The sequence below is a fragment of the Caldanaerobacter subterraneus subsp. tengcongensis MB4 genome (assembly GCF_000007085.1).
Lineage (GTDB): Bacteria > Bacillota > Thermoanaerobacteria > Thermoanaerobacterales > Thermoanaerobacteraceae > Thermoanaerobacter > Thermoanaerobacter subterraneus.
The window spans coordinates 2,157,501-2,179,605 of record NC_003869.1; the positions used below are offsets into that span (position 1 = coordinate 2,157,501).

Consider the following 22,105-nt stretch of genomic DNA (forward strand, 5'->3'; position numbering starts at 1 on the left):
GGTTTTGTCTGCATTAATTTTTTATATTGAATCTGTTTTAGTCCACCTGGATAACCTGTATAATATTTGTAATATTTATCTTCCAATTTTTTGCCTGTCAATACTACTTTATCGGCATTGATAACCACAACAAAATCACCTGTATCCACATGGGGAGTATATGTGGGTTTGTGTTTTCCCATCAGTATTTTAGCGATCTGGCTCGCTAATCTTCCCAATACTTTTCCTTCTGCATCTATGACAAACCATTTTCTTTCCACGTCACTGGGTTTAGCCATATAGGATTTCATTTTGCTCTACAACCTCCTTATTCTGGTCACAATTTCGCATAATATTATTTTAATTCACAGTATGTCAACTGTCAATAGACAATCCTGACAAGGTATAGGCCTTGAGGAGGAGCTGTTATGCCGGCCTTTGTCCTGTCTTTTGATTCTATAATAGCTGGAATTTCTCCTGCCTTTATTTTGCCAAGTCCCACGTACACTAGCGTTCCCACTATTATTCTTACCATGTTGTATAAGAATCCATCTGCTTCTACCTCTATTTTAATCAGATCCCCTTCTTTTTCTACCGTCAAATCAAAGATAGTTTTTACAGGATTCACCTTTTTGTTTCCTGAGGCTTTAAAAGCAGAAAAGTCATGGGTCCCTCTAAAAAAGAAAGCCGCTTTCTTCATCGCCTCAACATCTAAGGGGTATGGGACATGCCAGCAATAATTTCTCATAGTAGGCATTGGAAACTGTCTATTTAAAATCAAGTACCTGTATCTTTTACTTCTTGCACTGTAACGAGCGTGAAATGATTTGTCAACTTCTTTTGCTTTGACTACAACTACATCATCAGGCAGTACAGCATTTAAAGCGTAAGGAAGTTTTTCTGGCGGGATCTTTGTTTTCGTCTTAAAATTGGCAACTTGGTACAAAGCATGAACACCAGTATCTGTTCTGCTGCTTCCTATTAGGTTAACTTTTTCTCCTGTTACTTTTTCTATAGCTTTTTCAAGCACTTCCTGAACAGTTATGGCATTCTTTTGGTACTGCCAGCCGTGATAATTGGTCCCGTCATATTCAATGATAAGCATTATGTTCTTCATACTACCACGCCCAACTTCTGTTCCACACAATTAGCACCACAATTACACCTGTTATGAAAAGAGCTGCATAGTCTCTTGTGTGCACTTCAAGTTTTTTCATTCGAGTTCTGTTGTGGCCTCCTCTGTAGCACCTCGACTCCATAGCTATTGCAAGTTCATCGGCTCTCCTGAAAGCACTGATAAAAAGCGGAACCAAAAGAGGCACTAATCCTCTCGCCCTATTTACTATGTTCCCACTTTCAAAATCTGCTCCCCTTGCCATTTGAGCCTTCATTATCTTCTCAGCTTCTTCTATGAGAGTAGGTATAAACCGCAAAGCAATAGTCATCATCATCGCCAGTTCATGAGCCGGTACTCCGATTTTACTAAAAGGCTTTAAAATATGTTCTATCCCATCTGTAAGAGAAATGGGAGAAGTTGTCAATGTAAGCAGTGAAGTTCCTATTATCAAGAAAATAAGCCTTAGCCCCATAAATACAGCAAATTTTAATCCTGCACTAGTAATCTTTAAAGGACCTAGGGTATAAAGCACAGTGCCCCCAGGAGTAAAAAACATGTTTAAGCTCACTGTAAGTAAAAGTATCACAATTACAGGCCTTAAACCTTTCAGGACGTAAGAAAATGGTATTTTGGAAATCCTGATCACAAGCCACAAGTAAAGCATCGCAAAAATATAGCCAGAAAATTTGTTTATGAAAAAGATGGCTATTATAAATATAAATGTAATTATGATTTTTACCCTAGGGTCTAATTTGTGGATTGCCGAATCACCGGGAACATATTGGCCAATAGTTATATTCCTAAACATTTTTTGTCCCCCTGAGATAGCGAAGAATATGCTCTTTTGCCTCTTCAATCGTCAAAACATCTGGCGGTATTGGCACTCCCCTCTTTCTAAGTTCTCTCGCTAAAGAAGTAATTTGAGGAACTGAAAGCCCTATTTTCTCTAGTCTTTCAGCTTCTCTGAAAACTTCTCTGGGGGTTCCTATGAGCTCAATTTTGCCTCTGTTCATTACAATTATTTTGTCCGCGATTCGGGCTATATCTTCCATGTTATGGGACACCAAGATTGTTATCATTTTATATTTGTCGTGAATCTCTTTTATTTTATTCAAAATTTCCTGTTTCCCTTTGGGATCTAACCCTGCGGTAGGTTCGTCAAGTATTAAAATTTTTGGCCTCATTGCAAGAATGCCTGCAATCGCTACTCGCCTTTTTTGACCGCCAGATAGCTCAAAAGGTGATTTATCTGCCAATTCTTTGCTTATACCAACTATTTCCATTGCCTCGTATACTCTTTCTTTTACTTCTTCTTCGCTAAGTCCTAAATTAGAAGGGCCAAAGGCTATATCTTTAAACACTGTCTCTTCAAAAAGCTGATATTCTGGATACTGAAAAACCAATCCTACCTGCTTTCTTATATCTTTTAAACTTACCTTCTTGTCTGTTATATCTATGCCGTTTATATAAATCTTACCCTTGCTAGGCTTTAACAGCCCATTTAACTGCTGAATTAATGTAGACTTTCCAGACCCTGTGTGGCCAATAATTCCTACAAATTCTTCGTCATCTATTGAAAAATTTATGTCCTTAAGTGCTACTGTCGCATATGGAGTTCCTTCATTGTATATAAAACTTACATTTTCTACTTTTATCGGCATATGAACTCCACCATTTCTTCAATGGTCAAAATATCAGAAGGAATGTCTATTCCCTCTTTTCTGAGTTGATGAGCCAATTCTGTAACCTGTGGGACATCAAGCCCTATTTTTTTAAGGACTTCTACCTCTTTAAAAACTTCTTTAGGCGTTCCATCCAAAACTACTTTTCCGTCGTCCATAACTATCACTCTGTCTGCATCTACAACCTCTTCCATGAAGTGAGTTATGAGTATCACAGTTATGCCCTCTTCTTTATTGAGCTTCTTGATAGTAGAAATTACTTCTCTTCTACCGATTGGGTCCAGCATTGCTGTAGGTTCATCCAAAACTATGCATTCTGGCTTCATGGCAATAATTCCTGCAATGGCTACCCGCTGCTTTTGACCGCCTGAAAGCATATGGGGTGGAAAGTCTTTATACTCCCACATGCCTACAGCCTTAAGGGCATATTCCACTCTTTTCCTTATTTCCTCTGGAGGTATTCCCAAATTCTCTGGCCCAAAAGCCACATCCTCTTCAACTATTGCTGCAACTATTTGATTGTCTGGATTCTGAAACACCAGACCCGCCGTCTGCCTTATATCCCAAAGGTGCTTCGCATCCTTTGTATCCATGTCCTTAACATAAACATTGCCTTTCGTCGGCAAAAGAAGTGCGTTGAAGTGCTTTGCCAAAGTAGATTTGCCAGAACCGTTATGGCCAATTATGCCAATAAACTGCCCCTTTTCAAACTGCAAATTTATATCTTTAAGCACCGGCGGCGATTTGCTTTCTCCCTCTGAATAGCAAAAGGAGACATTTTGGGCGCGTATTATAAAAGCCATGTAAAGCACCTTCTTTGCCAAAAAATAGGGATTAAGTTGTGGAGACAAACTTAACCCCTGCAACGGTTAAACTAATTCAATGACTGCAAGCGGTGCTCCATCTCCCCTTCTAGGCCCTAATTTGAAAATTCGAGTATATCCTCCATTTCTTTCTTTATATCGCGGTGCAATGTCATCAAAGAGTTTTTTTACGACGCTTTCATCCAATATATAAGCTAAAGCCTGTCTCCTGGCGTGTAAATCTCCTCTTTTGCCAAGGGTAATCATTTTTTCGGCAATCTTGCGAACCTCTTTTGCTCGTGCCTCTGTAGTAGTTATGCGTTCATACCTTAAGAAATCTGTAACTAAGTTTCTCAGCATGGCTCTTCTTTGGTCAGAAGGACGACCCAATTTTCTATAGCTCATTTGCAACCCTCCTTCATTCGTCAGAATTCTTGAGGCTAAGCCCAAGTGCTGCAAGCTTTTGCTTGACTTCTTCCAAAGACTTTTTGCCCAAGTTTCTTATTTTCATCATTTCTTCTTCTGTCTTCTGCGTCAATTCCTGTACAGTGTTTATACCTGCTCTCTTCAAGCAGTTATACGACCTAACAGAGAGGTCCAGCTCTTCTATAGTCATGTCAAGGGGTTTCTCTACTTTTTTCTCCTGCTTTTCTACAAACACATCAGGGCTCTTATATTCTCCCGTAAAGGAGATAAATTTCTGGAAGTATTTTATCAGCATATCTGCTGCCATGCTTACAGCTTCTTTAGGAGTGATTGTTCCATTTGTCCACACTTCTAATGTCAGCTTGTCATAGTCAGTAACATGCCCTACACGGGTATTTTCCACCGTATAATTTACTTTCCTAATAGGGGTAAAGATAGAATCCACAGGGATAACCCCTATTGGCTGATTTGGTTCTTTGTTTTTTTCGGCAGGTACGTATCCTTTGCCTTTTACAAACACTATCTCCATGTGAATTTTTCCGTCATCACTTAAAGTTGCAATGTGGTGATCTGGATTTAGAATTTCTAACTCAGGCCCGCCCTTTATATGTCCTGCTGTAACTTCTCCTTTTCCTTCCACATCTATTCTACCTATCACTGGCTCGTCAGAATGCAGTTTCACTGCAACTTCTTTCAAGTTCAATATGATTTCAACTACATCCTCTTTTACGCCAGGTAATGTGGAAAATTCGTGCAGCACTCCATCAATCTTCACAGATTTAGGAGCCGCACCTGGAATAGAGGATAAAAGCACTCTTCTCAAAGAGTTGCCGAGAGTTATACCATATCCTCTCTCCAGGGGCTCTACTACAAATTTCCCGTACCTGCCATCTTCTGATTGCTCTACAATCTCTATTTTAGGTTCTATTATTTCAAACACTCTATAGACCCTCCCTTTGCACTTTTATGAGGGTAACCGAAGGTCATTACTTAGAATAAAGCTCAACAATTAAGTGTTCTTGCACAGGCAAGTCTATATGCTCTCTTCTCGGAAGTGAAACAACTCTGCCTTCAAAGGCATCCTTGTTAAGCTCCAGCCAATCAGGAACGTTTCTTCCCATTTCGAGGTTGTTCTTTATAAGTTCCATAGAACGGCTGCTCTCTTTTACAGATATCACATCCCCAGGCTTTACTAAATATGAAGGTATATCTACTTTCTTGCCATTTACCTCAATATGCCCATGGCTTACTAACTGCCTTGCTTGAGCACGAGATACAGCAAAGCCCAATCTGTAAACTACATTGTCAAGCCTTCTTTCCAAAAGCTGTAACAAGTTCTCGCCTGTGATGCCTCTCATTCTTTCAGCTCTTTCATAATACCTCACAAACTGCCTTTCTAAAATTCCATAATATCTTTTGAGCTTTTGCTTTTCTCTCAACTGCATACCATACTGGGTCAATTTTTTCTTCTCTTGACCGTGCTGCCCAGGAGCATATCCTCTCTTTGCAAGCGGACATTTATCTGTATAGCACTTTTCCCCTTTTAGATATAGTTTTATTCCCTCTCTTCTGCAAAGTCTGCAACTTGGCCCCAAGTATCTTCCCATAGTTACACCTCCTTACACTCTTCTCCTCTTTGGTGGTCTGCAGCCGTTATGGGGTATTGGAGTTACGTCTTTTATAAGACTTACCTCAAGACCAGCTGCCTGCAAGGCTCTTATTGCCGCTTCTCTTCCTGCCCCTGGCCCTTTCACATATACATCTACAGTTCTCATCCCATGGTCCATTGCCGCTTTTGCAGCAGATTCAGCCGCCATCTGAGCAGCAAATGGAGTAGATTTTCTTGAGCCTTTAAATCCGACTGTTCCAGCGCTAGCCCATGCAATGGTATTGCCTGCTGGATCAGTTATCGTCACAATGGTATTGTTAAAAGTGGAGTGGATGTGAGCGATACCTCTCTCCACATGCTTTTTTTCGCGTTTTCTTCCAGCCCTTTTTACTCTCTTGGCCATCTTTTCCCCTCCTTAAGAAAGATTACTTCTTCTTCTTAGCAACAGTTTTTCTAGGACCTTTTCTCGTCCTAGCATTGGTTCTGGTCCTCTGTCCTCTTACGGGTAAACCGAGTTTATGCCTTATACCTCTGTAACAGCCTATATCTATCAACCTTTTGATGTTCATCGCCACTTCTTTTCTCAAATCGCCTTCTACTTTGTACTCTTTTTCTATAATTTCTCTTAATTTCGAAACTTCATCTTCAGTCAAGTCTCTCACTCTCGTGTCTGGGTTTACTCCCGCTTTAGCTAGTATTTCCTTTGAACGAGAGCGACCTATACCATATATATAGGTAAGAGCGATCTCTACCCTTTTATCCCTAGGCAAGTCAACTCCAGCAATCCTCGCCATCGTAACACCTCCTAGCCTTGTTTTTGCTTGTGTTTAGGGTTTTCACAAATTACCATTACTCTTCCCTTTCTCTTTATGATCTTGCATTTTTCGCACATTTTCTTAACAGACGGTCTCACCTTCATCTTAAGCTACCTCCTTTTCTTACTTTCCGCGCCATACAATTCTGCCACGCGTAAGGTCATAAGGCGACAATTCTACCTTTACTCTGTCTCCAGGTAAGATTCTAATGAAGTTCATCCTGAGCTTACCCGATACATGAGCCAACACCTTATGCCCGTTATCTAATTGTACCTGAAACATGGCATTTGGTAAAGCCTCAATAACTGTCCCCTCAACTTCAATAACATCATCTTTTGCCAAGGATATCCATTCCTCCTTACCGCCTTAGGATTTATAAGGCTCTAACAACCTTCTAATTTCCTCATTTGTTAAGCTTTCACCTTTTTCGAGTTTTTCTTTTACTGCAAGCAGTACGTCGTTATACCTTTGCAGATGTTTATACTTCTTTTTCTTGGGCTTTTCAATTTTTCTGAGGTCCCCGTCAGCAATTAAAACATGCTGTTCATCTACTCTACCTACTACAACAAATACTCTGCCCTTGTCTCGACCAGCTTTACTCCTCACTACCTGGCCAAGTTGCAAATCGTCCATTAACTTCTTCACCTCTTACAAAATGGTCAGTATTTCCGGCTCCCCTTCTGTAATGACAATCGTGTTTTCATAGTGAGCCGAAAGACTGCCATCTACTGTTACCACTGTCCAGTTATCTTCTAAAGTTCTAACAGAGTAATGCCCTGCATTCACCATGGGCTCTATTGCAAGAGTCATCCCTCTTTTTAACCTTGGCCCTTTGCCTGGAGGTCCAAAATTGGGAATTTGGGGGTCTTCATGCATTTTTCTCCCTATTCCATGCCCCACGTAATCTCTCACCACTGAAAAGCCGTGGCTTTCCACATATACCTGTATTGCGTGGGAAATATCTGACAATCTATTGCCTTCTCTAGCGTATTTTATGCCTTCAAAAAAACTCTCTCTTGTCACTTCAATAAGCTTTTTAGCTTCATCAGATATCTCCCCTACAGGAAAGGTCCTCGCTGCATCAGCATTGTAGCCCTTGTAATTGGCTCCCAGGTCTATACTTATAATATCGCCTTCTTGAAGCTTTCTTAAACCAGGTATCCCGTGCACAACTTCGTCATTCACAGAAGCACATATGCTCGCTGGGAAGCCATAAAGTCCTTTAAAAGCAGGAATGCATCCATTTTTTATTATAAACTCTTCTGCAATTCTATCAAGCTCTAAAGTAGTAACACCAGGCTTTATCACCTTCTCTAAAACCTCAAAGAGGTTTGCTATCACTTTCCCAGCTACTCTCATGAGCTCAATTTCTTTTTCAGATTTAATGTATATCATCTCTCCTATCTCCTAACAAAGCCTTTTTTATGTCTTCAAATACCTCATCAATTGATTTATTTCCATCGATGTTTACCAAAATACCTTTTTTTGTATAATAATCAATTAATGGCTTTGTCTCTTTCTCGTACACTTCCAACCTTTTTACCACAGACTCCAATTTATCATCTGACCTTTGTATAAGCTCACTGCCACACTTATCGCACACATTATCTACTTTCGGAGGAGAAGTTTTTATGTGATAAGTAGCACCGCACACAGGACATACCCTTCTGCCTGTTATCCTGTCTATCAAAGCCTCTCTCTCAACCTGAATATTTATAACAGCAGTAAGAGAATGCCCTCTCTCCTCCAAAAATTTATCCAGTTCCTCCGCCTGAGGTATATTCCGCGGATATCCGTCCAGCAAAAACCCCTTTTTGCAGTCCTCTTTTTCCAGCCTGTCTTCTACTATCCTGTTAGTCACTTCATCGGGGACCAAAAGTCCTTTGTCCATATACTCCTTTGCCAGTTTACCTAACTCTGTATTGTCTCTCAGATTTTGCCTAAAAATATCGCCTGTAGATATGTGAGGAATGTCAAACTCCTTAGCAATTTTAAGCGCTTGGGTCCCTTTTCCGGCACCAGGGGGGCCCAGAAGCACCACCCGCATAATTTCTCCCCCTTTACTTCAAGAATCCCTGATAATTTCTCATAATCAGGTGACCTTCTATTTGCTTCATGGTATCTAAAGCCACACCTACTGCTATCAATAAAGCCGTGCCTCCAAAGTAAAGCTGCAATCCTGTCACATTCATCAAAACCACTGGCATTGTGGCAATAAACGCTAGGAACAATGCCCCTACAAATACGATTCTATTTAAAACTTTGGTCAGATACTCGGTAGTCGGTTTGCCAGGTCTTATGCCTGGAATAAAGCCTCCGTATTTTTTCAAGTTATCAGAAATATCCTGCGGGTTAAATATGACTGCTGTGTAAAAATAGGTAAAACCTATTATCAAGAATATATCTAAAAGGTTGTATATGAGCCCATTTGTGCTTAGCCATTTCTGAACAAAATTGTAGAAAGAAGAATGCGGGAAAAATGTCGCTAACTGCTGTGGAAATTGCAACAAGGAAATTGCAAATATAATCGGGATAACGCCTGCCATGTTTATCCTTATAGGAATGTGTGTGCTCTGTCCCCCGTACACTCTCCTACCTACAACTCTTTTAGCGTATTGAACTGGTATTCGCCTTTGCCCTTCTGTTGCCAAAATTATAAGCACTATCATGATAAGCTCTGCCACTACAAATGCAATCGCGCCAAATATGTTGGAAGTTCCAGCTTTAATGTACTCGTGTGTTAAATATATCATGTTCGGAATCCTGGAGATTATCCCTGCAAAAATTATCAAAGAGCTTCCGTTACCCAAGCCGTTTTCCGTGATTCTCTCACCTAGCCACATCAAGAAAGTAGTACCTGCTGTAAGGGTTATGACAATTACTGTTAATCTGAAGAAAGTAGGATTTATGACCGCACTTCTTAGTCCTATCGTCATTCCTATCGCCTGTATAAGAGCTAAAACAACCGTCAAGTACCTAGTATACTGTGCAATCTTTTTTCTACCTTCCTCCCCTTCTTTCGCCAATTGCTCAAGGGAAGGAATGGCAATTGTCAAAAGCTGCATTATAATTGAGGCATTAATGTAGGGCACAATGCTCATCGCGAAAATCGTAAAATTGCGGAAAGCACCGCCAGAGATTATGTCAAAAAAACCAAACAGCTGCCCCTGCCCCAAAATATTGGCAATCTGCTTAGGGTCAATCCCCGGCACAGGAATGTGAGACCCTAGTCTAAATATCACCAGCATTCCTAGTGTATAGAGTATTCTCCTTCTTATATCATCAACTTTCCAAGCATTTACAAGAGTTTGAAACACTCTATATCACCTCTGCCTTTCCCCCAACGGCTTGAATCTTTTCCACGGCGCTTTGACTGAATTTATGGGCCTTGACAGTCAACTTCTTGGTAAGCTCCCCATCCCCTAAAATTTTAACTCCGTCCTTCACATCCTTGATTATTCCTTTTTCTATTAAAACTTCTGGAGTAATCTCTGCTCCATCTTCAAACCTCTCTTCCAATGTTCCGACATTCACTATAGCATACTCTTTCTTGAATATATTGGTAAACCCTCTCTTGGGTATTCTTCTCGTAAGAGGCATTTGTCCACCTTCAAAACCTGGACGCACTCCGCCACCGCTTCTAGCATTCTGCCCTTTATGACCTCTTCCAGAAGTCTTGCCATGACCCGAGCCTATTCCTCTTCCGACTCTTTTTTTCTTTTTCGTGGAACCTTCAGCTGGCTTTAAATCGTGCAGTCTCATTTTGGCACCTCCTAATGGATTGTTTATTCAAATAGTTGATGCACAGGAATTCCTCTTAACCTTGCTACTTCTTCTGCCGTCTTCAACCTTTTGAGACCCTCTATAGTAGCATAAACCATGTTGGTGGCGTTAGAAGAACCTAGAGATTTGCTGAGCACATCTCTAATACCAGCAGATTCCAGCACCGCTCTCACAGGGCCTCCTGCAATAACTCCTGTACCTTCTCTTGCTGGCTTTAACAAAACCTTTCCTGCGCCAAACTCGCCTATCACTTCATGGGGAATTGTAGTGCCTACAACAGGAACTTTTATCAAGTGCTTTTTCGCATCTTCAATGGCTTTTCTGATAGCGTCAGGAATTTCGGCTGCTTTTCCTCTTCCTACTCCTACATATCCTTTGTCAGGGTCTCCGACCACAACAGTGACGCTGAATCTGAAATTTTTACCACCCTTTACGACCTTAGAAACACGGTTTATGCTAACTACTCTCTCTTTTAAGTTTAGCTTTGTCCAGTCAACCCGAGCCATTCATTTCCCTCCTTGTTAGAAATTTAGCCCTGCTTGTCGTGCAGCATCAGCTAATTCTTTTACAACACCGTGATAGAGATAACCGCCTCTGTCAAATACTACATCCTTTATTCCTTTTTCTAACGCCCTCTTAGCGATTAGCTCTCCTACCAGCTTAGCTGACTGCTTATTTGCGCCCTTTGCAACATCCCTCAGTTCGGGATCCAAAGTTGAAGCTGAAACCAGTGTATGACCTTTTGTGTCGTCAATGATTTGAGCGTAAATGTGCTTTAAACTCTTGTAAACATTCAAACGAGGTCTTTCTGGCGTACCAAACACTTTCTTTCTAACCCTTAAATGGCGCTTTTTCCTCAGCTCGTTTCTGCTCGGCTTTATAATCATTCTCTCACCCCTTACTTCTTACCAGTTTTGCCTTCTTTTAGTCTGACAACTTCTCCAACGTACCTTATGCCTTTGCCCTGATATGCATCAGGTTCTCTTACTCTCCTTATATTAGCCGCAACCTGGCCCACTCTTTCCTTGTCAGCGCCTCTCACTATAATCCTGTTGTTACCCTCTACGATTATCTCAATACCCGGCTCTTCTTCTATTTCAACAGGATGAGAATATCCCACGTTTAAAATCAATTTTTTGCCCTGCTTTGCCGCACGATAACCAACTCCGACAATTTCCAAAGCCTTTTCAAACCCTTCCGTAACTCCCTTTACCATATTGGCTATTATCGCTCTTGTAGTGCCGTGCATAGCCCTTTCTTCTTTATCATCGCCTTTTCTAGTGACAACCACTTCTCCATCTCTTACTTCTATGTTTACAATAGGTGGAAATTTTTTCTCAAGAGTGCCCTTTGCACCCTTTACGGTAACCACATTGTCTGGACTTACCTTGACTTCTACGCCTTTTGGTATGGGTATTGGTAATCTGCCAATCCTAGACACCTGTCACACCTCCTACCTCTTCGTTTAAAATCACCAAACGTAGCAGATAACTTCTCCTCCAAGCCCTGCCTTTCTCGCCTCTTTATCTGTCATAATTCCCTTTGAAGTTGAAATTATAGCTATACCTAAACCGCCTAAAACTCTCGGCAACTCGTCGTGCTTTGCGTAAACTCTCAAACCGGGCTTACTTATTCTCTTAAGCCCTGATATAACCCTTTCTTTATTGGGACCGTATTTTAAAGTGATCTTTAGAATTCCGCCTTTTCCATCGTCTATCTCTTCTACTGCTTTTACAAAACCTTCTTTTAACAAAATCATTGCAATTGCCTTCTTCATCTTTGATGAAGGTATCTCTACTGTTTCGTGCCTTGCCAAGTTTGCGTTTCTTATCCTTGTGAGCATATCAGCAATAGGATCTGTCATAACCATTTTCTATTACCTCCCCTCTATTACCAGCTTGCTTTTTTGACGCCAGGGATCATCCCTTGATGGGCATATTTCCTGAAGCAGAGACGGCACATTCCAAATTTTCTTAAATATGCGCGAGGTCTGCCGCATATTTTGCAGCGATTGTATTCTCTTGTTTTATATTTCTGAGGTTTCTGCTGCTTTACAATCAATGCCTTTCTCGCCATCTATCGCTACCCTCCTTTTATTTTGCAAATGGCATACCTAATAACTCTAAAAGCGCTTTTGCTTCCTCATCAGTCTTAGCGGTGGTTACGATTATTATATCCATGCCTCTTACTTTATCGATCTTGTCATAATCGATCTCTGGGAAAATTAGCTGTTCTCTTACTCCCAACGCATAATTGCCCCTTCCGTCAAATGAGTTAGGAGATACTCCTTTGAAGTCTCTCACACGGGGCAATGCAATATTGAAAAGTTTATCCAAAAATTCGTACATTCTCTCTCTTCTCAACGTTACTTTCACACCTATAGGCATGCCTTTTCTTATTTTAAAATTAGAAATTGACTTTTTGGCTCTAGTGATAACAGGCTTCTGCCCTGATATCATCATAAGGTCGTTCATAGCAGCTTCTAAAGCCTTTGGATTTTCTTTGGCTTCACCAACACCTATGTTTATTACTACTTTTTCTAGCTTTGGCACCTGCATTATATTCTTGTATCCGAATCTTTCCATTAAGGCTGGAACGACCTCTTTCTCGTATTTTTCCCTAAGCCTAGACATAACGCGCCTCCTTCCTCAGTAAATTATAGGGTCTCATTGCACCTCTTGCAGTAACGTACTTTTTCTCCGTTTTCGAGAATTTTTATGCCATACCTTACTCCTCTTCCGCAGTTCTCACAGTAAAGCATAACTTTTGAGCTGTGTATAGGAGCCTCCTGATGGATTATTCCACCAGGTTTTTGCGGCCTTGTAGCTTTTCTATGCTTGGTTACCACATTTACCCCTTCGACAATGACCTTCCCTTCTTTAGGAAAAGCCTGCAATACTCTGCCTTTTTTTCCTTTGTCCTTACCAGATATTACTACAACCATATCTCCTTTTTTGACGTGCAACTTGTTCTGTGCCATTCTCAACCCTCCTTACAGCACTTCAGGAGCCAAAGAAATTATCTTCATAAAGTCTTTGTCTCTCAGCTCTCTTGCTACTGGGCCAAAAATACGAGTACCTCTAGGCTGTTTGTCATCCCTTATTATCACTGCCGCATTATCGTCAAACCTTATATAGGTTCCGTCTTTTCTAGCAATTCCCTTCTTGGTGCGCACAATCACCGCTTTAACAACTTCTCCTTTTTTCACAACCCCACCGGGTGTTGCACTTTTTACAGAAGCCACTATTATATCTCCAACATTGGAGTATTTTCTATTTGAACCGCCTAACAAGCGGATACACATTATCTCTTTTGCGCCAGTATTGTCGGCAACTTTTAATCGAGTCTGAGGGCGAATCATTTTTGCGTACCTCCTTTCAGATTTACTCGGCTTTTTTTATGACCTCTACCAATCTCCACCTTTTTTCTTTGCTAAGAGGCCTTGTTTCCATTATCTTTACAACATCTCCTACGTTGCAGATGTTATTCTCGTCGTGAACCTTATATTTCTTTGTCCTTTTGACAATCTTTCCATAAAGGGGATGTCTGAATTTGTCTTCCACTGCAACTACAATGGTCTTCTGCATTTTATTGCTAACAACCGTTCCAATTCTTACTTTTCTCTGCCCTCTTTCCAAGTGAGACCCTCCTTCCTATCTCTTAATTCCGAGTTCCCTTTCTCTTAATATTGTCTTTATCCTTGCGATTGTCTTCCTCACATCTCTTATCCTCATAGGATTATCCAATTGTCCTGTTGCAAGTTGAAATCTCAAGTTAAAAAGTTCTGCCTTCAGTTCCGACAATTTTTGCTGCAATTCTTCGTTAGAAAGTTCTCTTATCTCCTTAGCTTTCATTGCTTTCACCACCCAATTCTTCACGTTTTAAAAACTTTGTCTTTATGGGAAGCTTATGCATAGCCAATCGCAAGGCTTCTTTAGCAACATCTTCTGAAACTCCGCCTATCTCAAAAAGCACTCTGCCCGGCTTTACTACTGCAACCCAAAACTCTGGGGAACCCTTACCAGAACCCATACGAGTCTCTGCAGGTTTTTTAGTCACAGGTTTATCAGGGAAAATTTTAATCCAAACTTTACCTCCCCTTTTGATGTACCTAGTCATAGCGACTCTCGCAGCTTCTATCTGTGTCGCCGTAATCCAACCAGGCTCTAAGGCTTGAAGTCCGTATTCTCCATATGTCAAAGTGTTTCCGCGAGTAGCATTCCCTTTAATTCTGCCGCGCTGCTGCTTCCTGTATTTCACTCTTTTGGGCATTAACATTGTCTTACTTACCTCCTTCCGCAGTTACCTGCTTTTTAGGCTGTGGCAGTATCTCCCCTTTGTTTATCCAGACTTTAACACCTATTTTCCCATAGGTGGTATTTGCTTCTGCAAAACCGTAATCTATGTCTGCTCTCAAAGTTTGAAGCGGTACTACCCCTTCATGGTATCTTTCCGTCCTAGCAATTTCAGCTCCCGCAAGTCTTCCAGAGCATGCAATTTTAATACCTTTTGCACCAAGCTTCATAGCCCTTGCTATGGCCTGTTTCATCGCTCTTCTATAGGATATTCTCTTTTCAATCTGAGCCGCTATATTTTCTGCCACAAGCTGTGCACTTAGTTCAGGAGTCTTTACCTCTATGATGTTTAGGATCACAGTCTTATTCGTCATCTTCTCCAGCTCTTCTCTTAGCCTATCTACACCTGTACCGCCTTTCCCTATTACCATTCCAGGCTTTGCCGCATATATGTCAATCTTTATCCTGTTAGAAGCTCTTTCAATGACTATTTGTGGAATGCCTGCAGCGTATAACTTTTCTTTTATATAATTCCTTATTTTGATATCTTCAACTAAAATATTTGGAAAATCTTTGTCTTTGGCATACCACTTGGCAAGCCAGTCTTTTGTAACTCCGACTCTAAGTCCATAAGGGTGTACCTTTTGTCCCACGCATATCCCTCCTTACTCTTCCTTTTCCTTTACGACTATGGTGATATGGCTAGTTCTTCTTCTCATTATATCCGCTCTTCCCATAGCCCTTGGCAAAACTCTTTTCATCGTCGGCCCTTCATCTGCCACAGCCTTAGCGACATATAAATTATCTCTGTTCATATTGTGATTATTCTCAGCATTGGCAATTGCTGATTTGAGCACTTTTTCTACTATCTTGGAAGCCTTTTTAGGCGTGAATTTCAAAATGGCCAACGCCTCATCTACATGCTTGCCGCGAATAAGGTTTAAGACCAACCTTGCTTTTCGAGGCGAAATTCGCACATATCTGGCTATCGCTCTTGCCTCCACGGTATCTCCTCCTTTCGCCTATTTCACCTTCGTGGTCTTCTCTGAACCTGCATGGCCACGGAAGGTACGTGTTGGAGCAAATTCTCCCAACTTATGTCCTACCATGGCTTCTGTTATATAAACAGGTACGTGTTTTCTCCCATCGTGGACTGCTATAGTATGACCTACCATCTCGGGCACAATTGTTGAATCCCTGGACCAAGTCTTAATCACTTTTTTTTCATTTTTCTTGTTCATCTCAATTATCTTCTTCAAAAGCTTTGGATCTACAAAAGGTCCTTTTTTTACAGATCTGCTCAAAGCACTGACCTCCTTTCAGCTATTTGCGCCTTTTTACTATAAATTTATCAGAAGCTTTGCCTTTCTTTCTCGTCTTGTAACCCAATGCAGGTTTACCCCATGGTGTAAGCGGTCCTGGATGCCCAATAGGAGCCTTACCTTCACCACCACCATGTGGATGGTCTACAGGGTTCATGGCAGAACCTCTCACTGTAGGTCTTATCCCAAGCCATCTGGACCTTCCAGCTTTTCCTATTTTGACATTTTCGTGGTCTATATTAGACACTTGTCCAATGGTAGCGCGGCAATTAGCGTTTATAAGCCTTATCTCTCCAGAAGGCATCCTTATGTGAACATAATCTCCTTCTTTTGCCATAAGCTGAGCTGCTGCACCTGCCGCTCTTACCAGCTGACCGCCCTTCCCAGGTATGAGCTCAATATTGTGAACTATAGTACCAACAGGGATATTCCTAAGAGGCAGTGCATTTCCTACCTTGATATCTACATTTTCACCAGATTCTACTATATCTCCAACTTTCAGTCCATGAGGTGCTATTATATACCTCTTTTCTCCATCTGCATAGTGAATAAGGGCAATAAAAGCTGTCCTATTTGGGTCATACTCAATAGCAGCTACTTTGCCCGGTATACCGTCCTTGTCTCTTTTGAAATCTATAATTCTGTATCTCCTCTTGTGGCCGCCGCCTCTGTGCCTTACTGTAATTCTTCCGTATACATTTCTTCCCGCTTTCTTTGTCAATGGCGCCAATAGTGACTTCTCTGGCTCTTTTTTGGTAATTTCCTCAAATGTCAGCACTGTCATCTGGCGGCGACCAGGGGATGTAGGTTTATATGCCTTAATGCCCATTTCTGTCCCTCCTTTAGACTAAAATCACTGTAATCCCTCAAAGAACTCTATTCCCTTGCTATCAGGTGCAAGCTTTACTATCGCTTTTTTATAGGATTCCGTTCTACCCTCGTATTTGCCCATTCTCTTAGGTTTGCCTTTATAATTCATAGTGTACACTTTTTCTACCTTCACACCAAATATCTCTTCTACTGCTTTTTTAATTTCAATTTTGTTAGCCCTCTTATCCACAATAAAAGTATACTTTCTGTCGCCCATGAGGTTCATACTTTTTTCTGTTATCACAGGGCGAATTATTATATCGCGAGCCTCCATTTTAAGCAAACACCTCCTCCACTATAGCGACAGCGTCTTTTGTTATGATGAATTTTTCGTATTTTAAAACGTCGTAAGTGTTCAAAAGATTAGCGTACAAGGCTTTTGCATTTGGCATGTTCCTTGCTGAAAGCTCTACGTTCTTTTCTCCTTGAGGAACCACAATAAGAGCACTCTTAGCGTTAAAATTCTTTAAAAGCTCTGCAACTTTCTTTGTCTTTGGCTGTTCTAGCTTAAATTCGTCCAGCACAATGATTTCATTGTCCCTTACTTTAGAAGAAAGAGCTGACTTTAAAGCCAGTCTTTTTACCTTTTTAGGCAATTTATAACTGTAGTCTCTCGGCTTAGGTCCGAAAACCACTCCACCTTTAATCCACTGAGGAGCTCTTATGCTTCCCTGACGAGCTCTACCTGTCCCTTTTTGCCTCCAGGGTTTCCTTCCTCCTCCTCTTACTTCTCCTCTAGTCTTGGTAGAGTGAGTGCCCTGTCTCTGATTTGCAAGGTAGTTAACAACTGCTTGGTGCATAACAGCCACATTTACTGGAACGCCAAAGACAGAGTCTTTTAGTTCTATTTCGCCTACCTGTTCCCCTTTCACGTTGTAGACTGGTACTTTTGGCATTCTTCTTCCTCCTTTCATCACTTGCTCTTTACTGAATCCCTTATGATGAGCAAGGAACCTTTTGGCCCTGGCACTGAACCTTTGACAACTAAAAGGTTCAACTCAGGATCCACTTTCACAACCTCTAGGTTTTGTATAGTAACCCTGTCACTTCCCATGCGACCAGGCATCTTTTTGCCCTTAAAAGTTCTACCGGGATCTGTCGTAGCACCCATTGAACCTACTCTCCTGTGGTATTTGGAACCGTGGGACATAGGCCCTCTTCTGGCGCCATACCTTTTTATAACACCTGCAAATCCCTTACCCTTTGAAATGCCTGTAACATCTACTCTATCCCCTGGCTTAAATATATCTACTTTTATCTCCGTTCCAACCTCATAACCGCTTATATCATCTAATCTGAACTCTCTCAAATACCTTTTAGGAGAAACTCCTGCTTTCTTAAAATGACCTAAAAGAGGCTTGTTAAGTTTCTTCTCACTTACATCGCCGAATCCAACCTGGATAGCATTATAGCCATCTTTTTCTACAGTCTTTTTCTGAACTACCACGCAAGGCCCTGCTTCAATCACTGTTACAGGAATGACTTCTCCTTTTTCATCGAAAATTTGCGTCATCCCGTGCTTTTTGCCTAAAATACCCTTCTTCATTCCTCACACCTCCTGAAATCAGCGGACGCAACTGCGTCATAATTTCGTTTTTTATAATTTTATCTCAATGTCTACACCTGAAGGTAAATCCAATTTCATAAGAGCATCTACTGTTTTAGGGGTTGGATTCAAAATATCTATAAGTCTTTTATGAGTCTTTATCTCAAACTGCTCTCTTGAATCCTTGTACTTATGAGGTGCTCTTAAAATTGTTATAACTTCCCTTTTTGTAGGCAACGGAATAGGACCAGAAACTTCTGCACCTGTCCTCTTAGCTGTTTCAACTATCTTTTGAGCTGATTGGTCTAAAATTGCATGGTCAAACGCTTTTAAGCGTATGCGAATTTTCTGCTTGGGCATGATTTTCCCTCCTTACTATCAAATCCTACTGACCTTACATATATACACATATCCAGGTGTTTTATTGTCAAAAAAAAATCTATTCACAAACCAGCTTTATTATTTTATCCCAATTCTTGCGCTATTGCAAGACTTGACATGTCAATATTTTTGTGCTAATAGCGAAACGCTATTAGCACAAAAATATGACTACTCAATTATAGCAGATACGACACCAGCGCCAACTGTCCTTCCGCCTTCTCTTATAGCAAACTTAAGCCCTTCTTCCATCGCTATCGGCGTTATAAGCTCTACTCTCAATGTCACGTGGTCTCCTGGCATTACCATCTCTACTCCCTCTGGTAGCTGTATCGTACCCGTCACGTCTGTCGTCCTAAAGTAAAACTGCGGCCTGTATCCATTGAAAAATGGTGTGTGCCTTCCTCCCTCTTCCTTCGTCAATACGTACACCTGTGCCTCAAATTTCGTGTGCGGCTTTATCGTCCCTGGTTTCGCCAGTACCTGCCCTCTCTCTACTTCATCCCTCTGTATCCCTCTTAACAATACCCCTATGTTGTCTCCTGCCTGTGCCTCATCTAATGTCTTCCTGAACATCTCTACTCCTGTCACTACTGTCTTCCTTGACTCCGTCGTCAATCCTATTATCTCTACTTCGTCCCCTACTTTCACTTTCCCTCTCTCTACTCTACCTGTCGCAACTGTACCTCTTCCCGTTATCGTAAATACGTCCTCTACCGGCATCAAGAACGGCTTGTCTATATCCCTCTCCGGTGTCGGTATATATTCGTCTACTACATCCATTAACTCCCATATCTTGCCGCACCACTGGCACTCCCTCTTGCCGCATCCACACTCTAATGCCTTTAACGCTGAACCTACTACTATCGGTGTGTCATCCCCAGGAAATTCGTACTGGTTCAGTAAGTCCCTTACCTCCATCTCTACTAGCTCTATTAACTCCGGATCGTCTACCATGTCCGCTTTGTTCAAAAATACTACTATATATGGCACTCCTACCTGCCTTGCCAATAATATGTGCTCCCTCGTCTGCGGCATCGGACCGTCTGCTGCTGATACTACCAGTATCGCTCCGTCCATCTGCGCTGCCCCTGTTATCATGTTCTTTACATAGTCCGCGTGACCCGGACAGTCTACGTGCGCATAGTGCCTCTTCGCTGTCTCATACTCTACGTGCGTCGTGTTTATTGTTATACCCCTTGCCTTCTCCTCTGGCGCCTTGTCTATCTCGTCATATCCCTTCGCCTGTGCTAATCCCGCTTTCGAAAGTATTAATGTTATCGCTGCTGTCAATGTCGTCTTACCATGGTCTACGTGCCCTATCGTCCCTACGTTTACGTGCGGCTTCGTCCTCTCAAATTTCTGCTTTGCCATCCTCTCTTCCTCCTCCTTTTAGTTTATTTTTTTGCTGATAATATTTGCTCAGCAATATTTTTAGGCACTTCTTCATAGTGATGGAACTGCATCGTGTAAGTTCCTCTACCCTGTGTCTTTGACCTTAAATCAGTAGCGTATCCAAACATTTCAGCCAAAGGCACAAAAGCTCTTATGACCCTAGCTCCAGACCTTGTCTCCATACCTTCTACTTTTCCACGCCTTGCGTTCAAATCTCCTATGACATCTCCCATGTATTCTTCTGGAACTACTACTTCTACTTTCATGATAGGCTCTAAGAGCACAGGGTCCGCCTTCTTCATACCTTCTCTAAAGGCTATAGAACCTGCAATTTTGAAAGCCATATCAGAAGAGTCAACCTCATGGTAAGAACCGTCGACTAATGCTACTTTAACGTCAATCACAGGGTAGCCCCCTAGCACGCCGTTTTGCATAGCTTCCTGTATACCTGCATCTACAGCTGGAATAAATTCTTTTGGAATGACACCTCCAACAATTCTATTTTCAAATATATAGCCCTCTCCTCTTGGAGCAGGTTCCATCTCAAGCCATACATGTCCATACTGGCCGCGACCGCCTGACTGCCTTATGAACTTTCCTTCTACTCTTACAGGTTTTGTTATAGTTTCTTTGTAAGCAACCTGAGGCTTACCCACATTGCACTCTACGTTAAATTCCCTTCTCAACCTGTCCACGATTATCTCAAGGTGCAATTCTCCCATTCCAGCTATTATAGTCTGCCCTGTCTCCTGGTCAGTGTACGTCTTGAAAGTTGGGTCCTCTTCAGCAAGTTTTGACAAAGCTATGCTCATCTTTTCCTGAGCTGCCTTTGTCTTTGGCTCAATTGCTACAGAAATAACCGGCTCAGGAAAGTCCATTGACTCTAATAGTATTGGATGATTTTCATCGCAAAGAGTGTCTCCTGTAGTCGTATCTTTAAGTCCAACTGCTGCAGCAATGTCTCCAGTATATACGGCATCAATCTCTTCTCTGTGATTTGCGTGCATTCTCAAGATTCTTCCTATTCTTTCTTTCTTTCCCTTTGTAGAATTTAAAACATAAGAGCCTGCCTTTAATGTCCCTGAATATACTCTAAAAAAAGCCAGTTTACCTACATAAGGGTCTGCCATGATTTTGAAGGCAAGAGCTGAGAAAGGCTCATTGTCATCAGGCTTTCTCTCAAGTTCCTCGCCACCATCTATAGACATACCTTTAACAGGTGGCAAATCTAAAGGAGACGGCAAATAATTCACAATAGCATCCAAAAGAGGCTGTACTCCCTTGTTCTTGTAGGAAGACCCACAAACTACAGGTACAAGTTCTCCATTTATTGTCCCCTTCCTCAAAGCCGCGTGAATTTCTTCTTCTGTTATCTCTTCCCCTTCCAAATACTTTTCCATGATAGTCTCATCTACTTCAGCAATTGCTTCCAGCAATTTTTCTCTATACTCTTCTGCAAGAGGTTTTAAATCTTCTGGTATTTCTGTCTCATCCATAACAGTCCCCAAGTCATCTTTATAAATTATTGCTTCCATTTTTATGAGGTCTACGATTCCCCGGAAAGTATCCTCTTTTCCTATAGGAATTTGAATAGCAACAGGATTTGCACCAAGCCTTTCTCTTATCATGTCTATTACGTTAAAAAAGTCAGCACCTATAACATCCATCTTGTTTACATAGGCAATCCTAGGCACATGGTATTTATCCGCCTGTCTCCACACAGTTTCAGACTGAGGCTCTACTCCCTCTTTTGCAGAAAAAACCGCAACTGCCCCATCTAATATCCTTAAGGACCTCTCTACTTCCACAGTAAAGTCCACGTGTCCCGGCGTATCTATTATGTTAATTTTATGACCTTTCCAGTAACAAGTGGTCGCCGCAGAGGTTATCGTGATACCCCTTTCCTGCTCCTGTACCATCCAGTCCATCGTAGCAGTTCCTTCGTGGACTTCACCTAACTTATGGGTTTTACCAGTATAAAAAAGGATTCTCTCGGTAGTAGTGGTTTTTCCTGCATCTATATGCGCCATTATACCAATGTTCCTAACTTTATCTAAGCTGAAATCCCTTGGCATTTTCTATCCT

Annotated in this window: 38 protein-coding genes (1 of these 38 running past the window's edge); all 38 read right to left on the reverse strand. The window is 41.5% G+C overall.

Annotation, left to right across the window (positions count from 1 at the left end; translation table 11 throughout):
- A protein-coding gene (rplM, locus tag TTE_RS10775) for a 50S ribosomal protein L13 (protein WP_011026304.1) crosses the window boundary here: on the reverse strand, positions 1 to 290 show its 5' portion. 142 nt of this gene lie to the left of the window's left edge; 290 of the gene's 432 nt are visible here — the first part of the coding sequence; it begins with the start codon at positions 288 to 290; the stop codon falls past the left edge of the window.
- Between the two features lie 71 nt (positions 291 to 361).
- A complete protein-coding gene (gene truA, locus TTE_RS10780) occupies positions 362 to 1,096 on the reverse strand; it encodes a tRNA pseudouridine(38-40) synthase TruA (RefSeq protein WP_041587210.1) in 735 nt (244 codons plus the stop codon).
- A gap of 1 nt (position 1,097) precedes the next feature.
- Positions 1,098 to 1,904, reverse strand: coding sequence for an energy-coupling factor transporter transmembrane component T family protein (locus TTE_RS10785; RefSeq protein ID WP_011026306.1), 807 nt, complete (start codon positions 1,902 to 1,904; stop codon positions 1,098 to 1,100).
- Positions 1,897 to 2,757 carry an energy-coupling factor transporter ATPase gene (locus TTE_RS10790; RefSeq protein ID WP_011026307.1) on the reverse strand — a complete coding sequence of 287 codons (861 nt, stop codon included), beginning with the start codon at positions 2,755 to 2,757 and terminating at the stop codon, positions 1,897 to 1,899. The genes TTE_RS10785 and TTE_RS10790 overlap by 8 nt, the downstream gene beginning before the upstream one ends.
- The gene (locus TTE_RS10795) at positions 2,748 to 3,581 is read right to left on the reverse strand and encodes an energy-coupling factor transporter ATPase (RefSeq protein WP_041587365.1); all 834 of its coding nucleotides are present in this window, start codon (positions 3,579 to 3,581) and stop codon (positions 2,748 to 2,750) included. Before TTE_RS10795 ends, TTE_RS10790 begins: the two co-directional genes overlap by 10 nt.
- A 66-nt stretch (positions 3,582 to 3,647) precedes the next feature.
- Positions 3,648 to 3,986 carry a 50S ribosomal protein L17 gene (gene rplQ, locus TTE_RS10800; RefSeq protein ID WP_011026309.1) on the reverse strand — a complete coding sequence of 113 codons (339 nt, stop codon included), beginning with the start codon at positions 3,984 to 3,986 and terminating at the stop codon, positions 3,648 to 3,650.
- 13 nt (positions 3,987 to 3,999) lie between these two features.
- Positions 4,000 to 4,947 carry a DNA-directed RNA polymerase subunit alpha gene (locus TTE_RS10805; RefSeq protein WP_011026310.1) on the reverse strand — a complete coding sequence of 316 codons (948 nt, stop codon included), beginning with the start codon at positions 4,945 to 4,947 and terminating at the stop codon, positions 4,000 to 4,002.
- 46 nt (positions 4,948 to 4,993) lie between these two features.
- Positions 4,994 to 5,614, reverse strand: coding sequence for a 30S ribosomal protein S4 (gene rpsD, locus TTE_RS10810; protein ID WP_011026311.1), 621 nt, complete (start codon positions 5,612 to 5,614; stop codon positions 4,994 to 4,996).
- A gap of 12 nt (positions 5,615 to 5,626) precedes the next feature.
- Entirely contained in the window at positions 5,627 to 6,019 is a 393-nt protein-coding gene (gene rpsK, locus TTE_RS10815; protein ID WP_011026312.1) for a 30S ribosomal protein S11, read from the reverse strand.
- 22 nt (positions 6,020 to 6,041) lie between these two features.
- Positions 6,042 to 6,410 (reverse strand): 30S ribosomal protein S13, encoded by a 369-nt coding sequence (gene rpsM, locus TTE_RS10820; RefSeq protein ID WP_011026313.1) that lies wholly within the window; start codon positions 6,408 to 6,410, stop codon positions 6,042 to 6,044.
- Between the two features lie 11 nt (positions 6,411 to 6,421).
- Positions 6,422 to 6,535, reverse strand: coding sequence for a 50S ribosomal protein L36 (gene rpmJ / locus TTE_RS10825; protein WP_011026314.1), 114 nt, complete (start codon positions 6,533 to 6,535; stop codon positions 6,422 to 6,424).
- Positions 6,536 to 6,554: 19 nt separating this feature from the next.
- Entirely contained in the window at positions 6,555 to 6,773 is a 219-nt protein-coding gene (gene infA / locus TTE_RS10830) for a translation initiation factor IF-1 (RefSeq protein ID WP_011026315.1), read from the reverse strand.
- A gap of 24 nt (positions 6,774 to 6,797) precedes the next feature.
- On the reverse strand, positions 6,798 to 7,064 hold the full coding sequence (locus TTE_RS10835; protein ID WP_011026316.1) for an RNA-binding protein: 267 nt from the start codon (positions 7,062 to 7,064) through the stop codon (positions 6,798 to 6,800).
- Positions 7,065 to 7,079: 15 nt separating this feature from the next.
- Positions 7,080 to 7,826: a type I methionyl aminopeptidase gene (map, locus tag TTE_RS10840; protein WP_011026317.1), complete on the reverse strand. Its 747-nt coding sequence runs from the start codon at positions 7,824 to 7,826 to the stop codon at positions 7,080 to 7,082.
- Entirely contained in the window at positions 7,813 to 8,478 is a 666-nt protein-coding gene (locus TTE_RS10845; protein WP_011026318.1) for an adenylate kinase, read from the reverse strand. Before TTE_RS10845 ends, map begins: the two co-directional genes overlap by 14 nt.
- A gap of 13 nt (positions 8,479 to 8,491) precedes the next feature.
- A complete protein-coding gene (gene secY, locus TTE_RS10850) occupies positions 8,492 to 9,748 on the reverse strand; it encodes a preprotein translocase subunit SecY (protein WP_011026319.1) in 1,257 nt (418 codons plus the stop codon).
- Between the two features lies 1 nt (position 9,749).
- Positions 9,750 to 10,193: a 50S ribosomal protein L15 gene (gene rplO, locus TTE_RS10855; RefSeq protein WP_011026320.1), complete on the reverse strand. Its 444-nt coding sequence runs from the start codon at positions 10,191 to 10,193 to the stop codon at positions 9,750 to 9,752.
- 23 nt (positions 10,194 to 10,216) lie between these two features.
- Positions 10,217 to 10,720: a 30S ribosomal protein S5 gene (gene rpsE / locus TTE_RS10860; RefSeq protein ID WP_011026321.1), complete on the reverse strand. Its 504-nt coding sequence runs from the start codon at positions 10,718 to 10,720 to the stop codon at positions 10,217 to 10,219.
- 15 nt (positions 10,721 to 10,735) lie between these two features.
- Positions 10,736 to 11,101 (reverse strand): 50S ribosomal protein L18, encoded by a 366-nt coding sequence (rplR, locus tag TTE_RS10865; protein WP_011026322.1) that lies wholly within the window; start codon positions 11,099 to 11,101, stop codon positions 10,736 to 10,738.
- An 11-nt stretch (positions 11,102 to 11,112) separates the two neighbouring features.
- Positions 11,113 to 11,655 carry a 50S ribosomal protein L6 gene (gene rplF, locus TTE_RS10870; protein ID WP_011026323.1) on the reverse strand — a complete coding sequence of 181 codons (543 nt, stop codon included), beginning with the start codon at positions 11,653 to 11,655 and terminating at the stop codon, positions 11,113 to 11,115.
- 30 nt (positions 11,656 to 11,685) lie between these two features.
- Entirely contained in the window at positions 11,686 to 12,084 is a 399-nt protein-coding gene (gene rpsH, locus TTE_RS10875) for a 30S ribosomal protein S8 (protein ID WP_011026324.1), read from the reverse strand.
- A gap of 20 nt (positions 12,085 to 12,104) precedes the next feature.
- Complete coding sequence (locus TTE_RS10880) at positions 12,105 to 12,290, reverse strand: type Z 30S ribosomal protein S14 (protein ID WP_011026325.1); 186 nt, start codon at positions 12,288 to 12,290, stop codon at positions 12,105 to 12,107.
- Positions 12,291 to 12,307: 17 nt separating this feature from the next.
- Complete coding sequence (gene rplE / locus TTE_RS10885) at positions 12,308 to 12,847, reverse strand: 50S ribosomal protein L5 (protein WP_011026326.1); 540 nt, start codon at positions 12,845 to 12,847, stop codon at positions 12,308 to 12,310.
- Between the two features lie 23 nt (positions 12,848 to 12,870).
- A complete protein-coding gene (gene rplX, locus TTE_RS10890; RefSeq protein ID WP_011026327.1) occupies positions 12,871 to 13,194 on the reverse strand; it encodes a 50S ribosomal protein L24 in 324 nt (107 codons plus the stop codon).
- Positions 13,195 to 13,206: 12 nt separating this feature from the next.
- A complete protein-coding gene (gene rplN, locus TTE_RS10895; RefSeq protein ID WP_011026328.1) occupies positions 13,207 to 13,575 on the reverse strand; it encodes a 50S ribosomal protein L14 in 369 nt (122 codons plus the stop codon).
- Positions 13,576 to 13,597: 22 nt separating this feature from the next.
- Complete coding sequence (rpsQ, locus tag TTE_RS10900; protein ID WP_011026329.1) at positions 13,598 to 13,852, reverse strand: 30S ribosomal protein S17; 255 nt, start codon at positions 13,850 to 13,852, stop codon at positions 13,598 to 13,600.
- 15 nt (positions 13,853 to 13,867) lie between these two features.
- The gene (rpmC, locus tag TTE_RS10905; protein WP_011026330.1) at positions 13,868 to 14,068 is read right to left on the reverse strand and encodes a 50S ribosomal protein L29; all 201 of its coding nucleotides are present in this window, start codon (positions 14,066 to 14,068) and stop codon (positions 13,868 to 13,870) included.
- Positions 14,058 to 14,492, reverse strand: a complete 435-nt coding sequence (gene rplP / locus TTE_RS10910; protein WP_011026331.1) for a 50S ribosomal protein L16 — start codon at positions 14,490 to 14,492, stop codon at positions 14,058 to 14,060. Before rplP ends, rpmC begins: the two co-directional genes overlap by 11 nt.
- Before the next feature lie 4 nt (positions 14,493 to 14,496).
- Entirely contained in the window at positions 14,497 to 15,162 is a 666-nt protein-coding gene (gene rpsC, locus TTE_RS10915) for a 30S ribosomal protein S3 (protein ID WP_011026332.1), read from the reverse strand.
- Between the two features lie 12 nt (positions 15,163 to 15,174).
- Positions 15,175 to 15,513, reverse strand: coding sequence for a 50S ribosomal protein L22 (gene rplV, locus TTE_RS10920; RefSeq protein WP_011026333.1), 339 nt, complete (start codon positions 15,511 to 15,513; stop codon positions 15,175 to 15,177).
- Between the two features lie 18 nt (positions 15,514 to 15,531).
- Positions 15,532 to 15,813, reverse strand: a complete 282-nt coding sequence (gene rpsS, locus TTE_RS10925) for a 30S ribosomal protein S19 (protein WP_011026334.1) — start codon at positions 15,811 to 15,813, stop codon at positions 15,532 to 15,534.
- Positions 15,814 to 15,832: 19 nt separating this feature from the next.
- Complete coding sequence (rplB, locus tag TTE_RS10930) at positions 15,833 to 16,660, reverse strand: 50S ribosomal protein L2 (protein ID WP_011026335.1); 828 nt, start codon at positions 16,658 to 16,660, stop codon at positions 15,833 to 15,835.
- Positions 16,661 to 16,684: 24 nt separating this feature from the next.
- Positions 16,685 to 16,975 (reverse strand): 50S ribosomal protein L23, encoded by a 291-nt coding sequence (gene rplW, locus TTE_RS10935; protein WP_011026336.1) that lies wholly within the window; start codon positions 16,973 to 16,975, stop codon positions 16,685 to 16,687.
- A 1-nt stretch (position 16,976) separates the two neighbouring features.
- The gene (rplD, locus tag TTE_RS10940) at positions 16,977 to 17,597 is read right to left on the reverse strand and encodes a 50S ribosomal protein L4 (protein WP_011026337.1); all 621 of its coding nucleotides are present in this window, start codon (positions 17,595 to 17,597) and stop codon (positions 16,977 to 16,979) included.
- A gap of 17 nt (positions 17,598 to 17,614) precedes the next feature.
- Positions 17,615 to 18,247 carry a 50S ribosomal protein L3 gene (gene rplC, locus TTE_RS10945; protein WP_011026338.1) on the reverse strand — a complete coding sequence of 211 codons (633 nt, stop codon included), beginning with the start codon at positions 18,245 to 18,247 and terminating at the stop codon, positions 17,615 to 17,617.
- A 51-nt stretch (positions 18,248 to 18,298) separates the two neighbouring features.
- On the reverse strand, positions 18,299 to 18,607 hold the full coding sequence (gene rpsJ, locus TTE_RS10950) for a 30S ribosomal protein S10 (RefSeq protein ID WP_011026339.1): 309 nt from the start codon (positions 18,605 to 18,607) through the stop codon (positions 18,299 to 18,301).
- Between the two features lie 189 nt (positions 18,608 to 18,796).
- Positions 18,797 to 19,999, reverse strand: coding sequence for an elongation factor Tu (tuf, locus tag TTE_RS10955; protein WP_011026340.1), 1,203 nt, complete (start codon positions 19,997 to 19,999; stop codon positions 18,797 to 18,799).
- 23 nt (positions 20,000 to 20,022) lie between these two features.
- Complete coding sequence (gene fusA / locus TTE_RS10960) at positions 20,023 to 22,095, reverse strand: elongation factor G (protein WP_011026341.1); 2,073 nt, start codon at positions 22,093 to 22,095, stop codon at positions 20,023 to 20,025.
- Positions 22,096 to 22,105: the final 10 nt, after the last annotated feature.

Bases quoted from the DNA above. Each gene is read 5' to 3' on its own strand.
- rplE (WP_011026326.1), bottom strand. From the start codon at position 12,847: ATGTCTAGGCTTAGGGAAAAATACGAGAAAGAGGTCGTTCCAGCCTTA.
- rplX (WP_011026327.1), bottom strand. From the start codon at position 13,194: ATGGCACAGAACAAGTTGCACGTCAAAAAAGGAGATATGGTTGTAGTA.
- fusA (WP_011026341.1), bottom strand. From the start codon at position 22,095: ATGCCAAGGGATTTCAGCTTAGATAAAGTTAGGAACATTGGTATAATG.
- rpsJ (WP_011026339.1), bottom strand. From the start codon at position 18,607: ATGCCCAAGCAGAAAATTCGCATACGCTTAAAAGCGTTTGACCATGCA.
- rpmC (WP_011026330.1), bottom strand. From the start codon at position 14,068: ATGAAAGCTAAGGAGATAAGAGAACTTTCTAACGAAGAATTGCAGCAA.
- rplQ (WP_011026309.1), bottom strand. From the start codon at position 3,986: ATGAGCTATAGAAAATTGGGTCGTCCTTCTGACCAAAGAAGAGCCATG.
- TTE_RS10795 (WP_041587365.1), bottom strand. From the start codon at position 3,581: ATGGCTTTTATAATACGCGCCCAAAATGTCTCCTTTTGCTATTCAGAG.
- rpsH (WP_011026324.1), bottom strand. From the start codon at position 12,084: ATGGTTATGACAGATCCTATTGCTGATATGCTCACAAGGATAAGAAAC.
- tuf (WP_011026340.1), bottom strand. From the start codon at position 19,999: ATGGCAAAGCAGAAATTTGAGAGGACGAAGCCGCACGTAAACGTAGGG.
- rplO (WP_011026320.1), bottom strand. From the start codon at position 10,193: ATGAGACTGCACGATTTAAAGCCAGCTGAAGGTTCCACGAAAAAGAAA.
- TTE_RS10835 (WP_011026316.1), bottom strand. From the start codon at position 7,064: ATGGACGATTTGCAACTTGGCCAGGTAGTGAGGAGTAAAGCTGGTCGA.
- rplD (WP_011026337.1), bottom strand. From the start codon at position 17,597: ATGCCAAAAGTACCAGTCTACAACGTGAAAGGGGAACAGGTAGGCGAA.
- TTE_RS10845 (WP_011026318.1), bottom strand. From the start codon at position 8,478: ATGCGGGTGGTGCTTCTGGGCCCCCCTGGTGCCGGAAAAGGGACCCAA.
- rplC (WP_011026338.1), bottom strand. From the start codon at position 18,247: ATGAAGAAGGGTATTTTAGGCAAAAAGCACGGGATGACGCAAATTTTC.
- truA (WP_041587210.1), bottom strand. From the start codon at position 1,096: ATGAAGAACATAATGCTTATCATTGAATATGACGGGACCAATTATCAC.
- rpsK (WP_011026312.1), bottom strand. From the start codon at position 6,019: ATGGCCAAGAGAGTAAAAAGGGCTGGAAGAAAACGCGAAAAAAAGCAT.
- TTE_RS10785 (WP_011026306.1), bottom strand. From the start codon at position 1,904: ATGTTTAGGAATATAACTATTGGCCAATATGTTCCCGGTGATTCGGCA.
- rpsE (WP_011026321.1), bottom strand. From the start codon at position 10,720: ATGGCTCGGGTTGACTGGACAAAGCTAAACTTAAAAGAGAGAGTAGTT.
- rpmJ (WP_011026314.1), bottom strand. From the start codon at position 6,535: ATGAAGGTGAGACCGTCTGTTAAGAAAATGTGCGAAAAATGCAAGATC.
- rplN (WP_011026328.1), bottom strand. From the start codon at position 13,575: ATGATTCGCCCTCAGACTCGATTAAAAGTTGCCGACAATACTGGCGCA.
- rplR (WP_011026322.1), bottom strand. From the start codon at position 11,101: ATGATTATAAAGCCGAGCAGAAACGAGCTGAGGAAAAAGCGCCATTTA.
- rpsM (WP_011026313.1), bottom strand. From the start codon at position 6,410: ATGGCGAGGATTGCTGGAGTTGACTTGCCTAGGGATAAAAGGGTAGAG.
- rplW (WP_011026336.1), bottom strand. From the start codon at position 16,975: ATGGAGGCTCGCGATATAATAATTCGCCCTGTGATAACAGAAAAAAGT.
- rplP (WP_011026331.1), bottom strand. From the start codon at position 14,492: ATGTTAATGCCCAAAAGAGTGAAATACAGGAAGCAGCAGCGCGGCAGA.
- map (WP_011026317.1), bottom strand. From the start codon at position 7,826: ATGATATACATTAAATCTGAAAAAGAAATTGAGCTCATGAGAGTAGCT.
- rplB (WP_011026335.1), bottom strand. From the start codon at position 16,660: ATGGGCATTAAGGCATATAAACCTACATCCCCTGGTCGCCGCCAGATG.
- TTE_RS10880 (WP_011026325.1), bottom strand. From the start codon at position 12,290: ATGGCGAGAAAGGCATTGATTGTAAAGCAGCAGAAACCTCAGAAATAT.
- rpsD (WP_011026311.1), bottom strand. From the start codon at position 5,614: ATGGGAAGATACTTGGGGCCAAGTTGCAGACTTTGCAGAAGAGAGGGA.
- TTE_RS10790 (WP_011026307.1), bottom strand. From the start codon at position 2,757: ATGCCGATAAAAGTAGAAAATGTAAGTTTTATATACAATGAAGGAACT.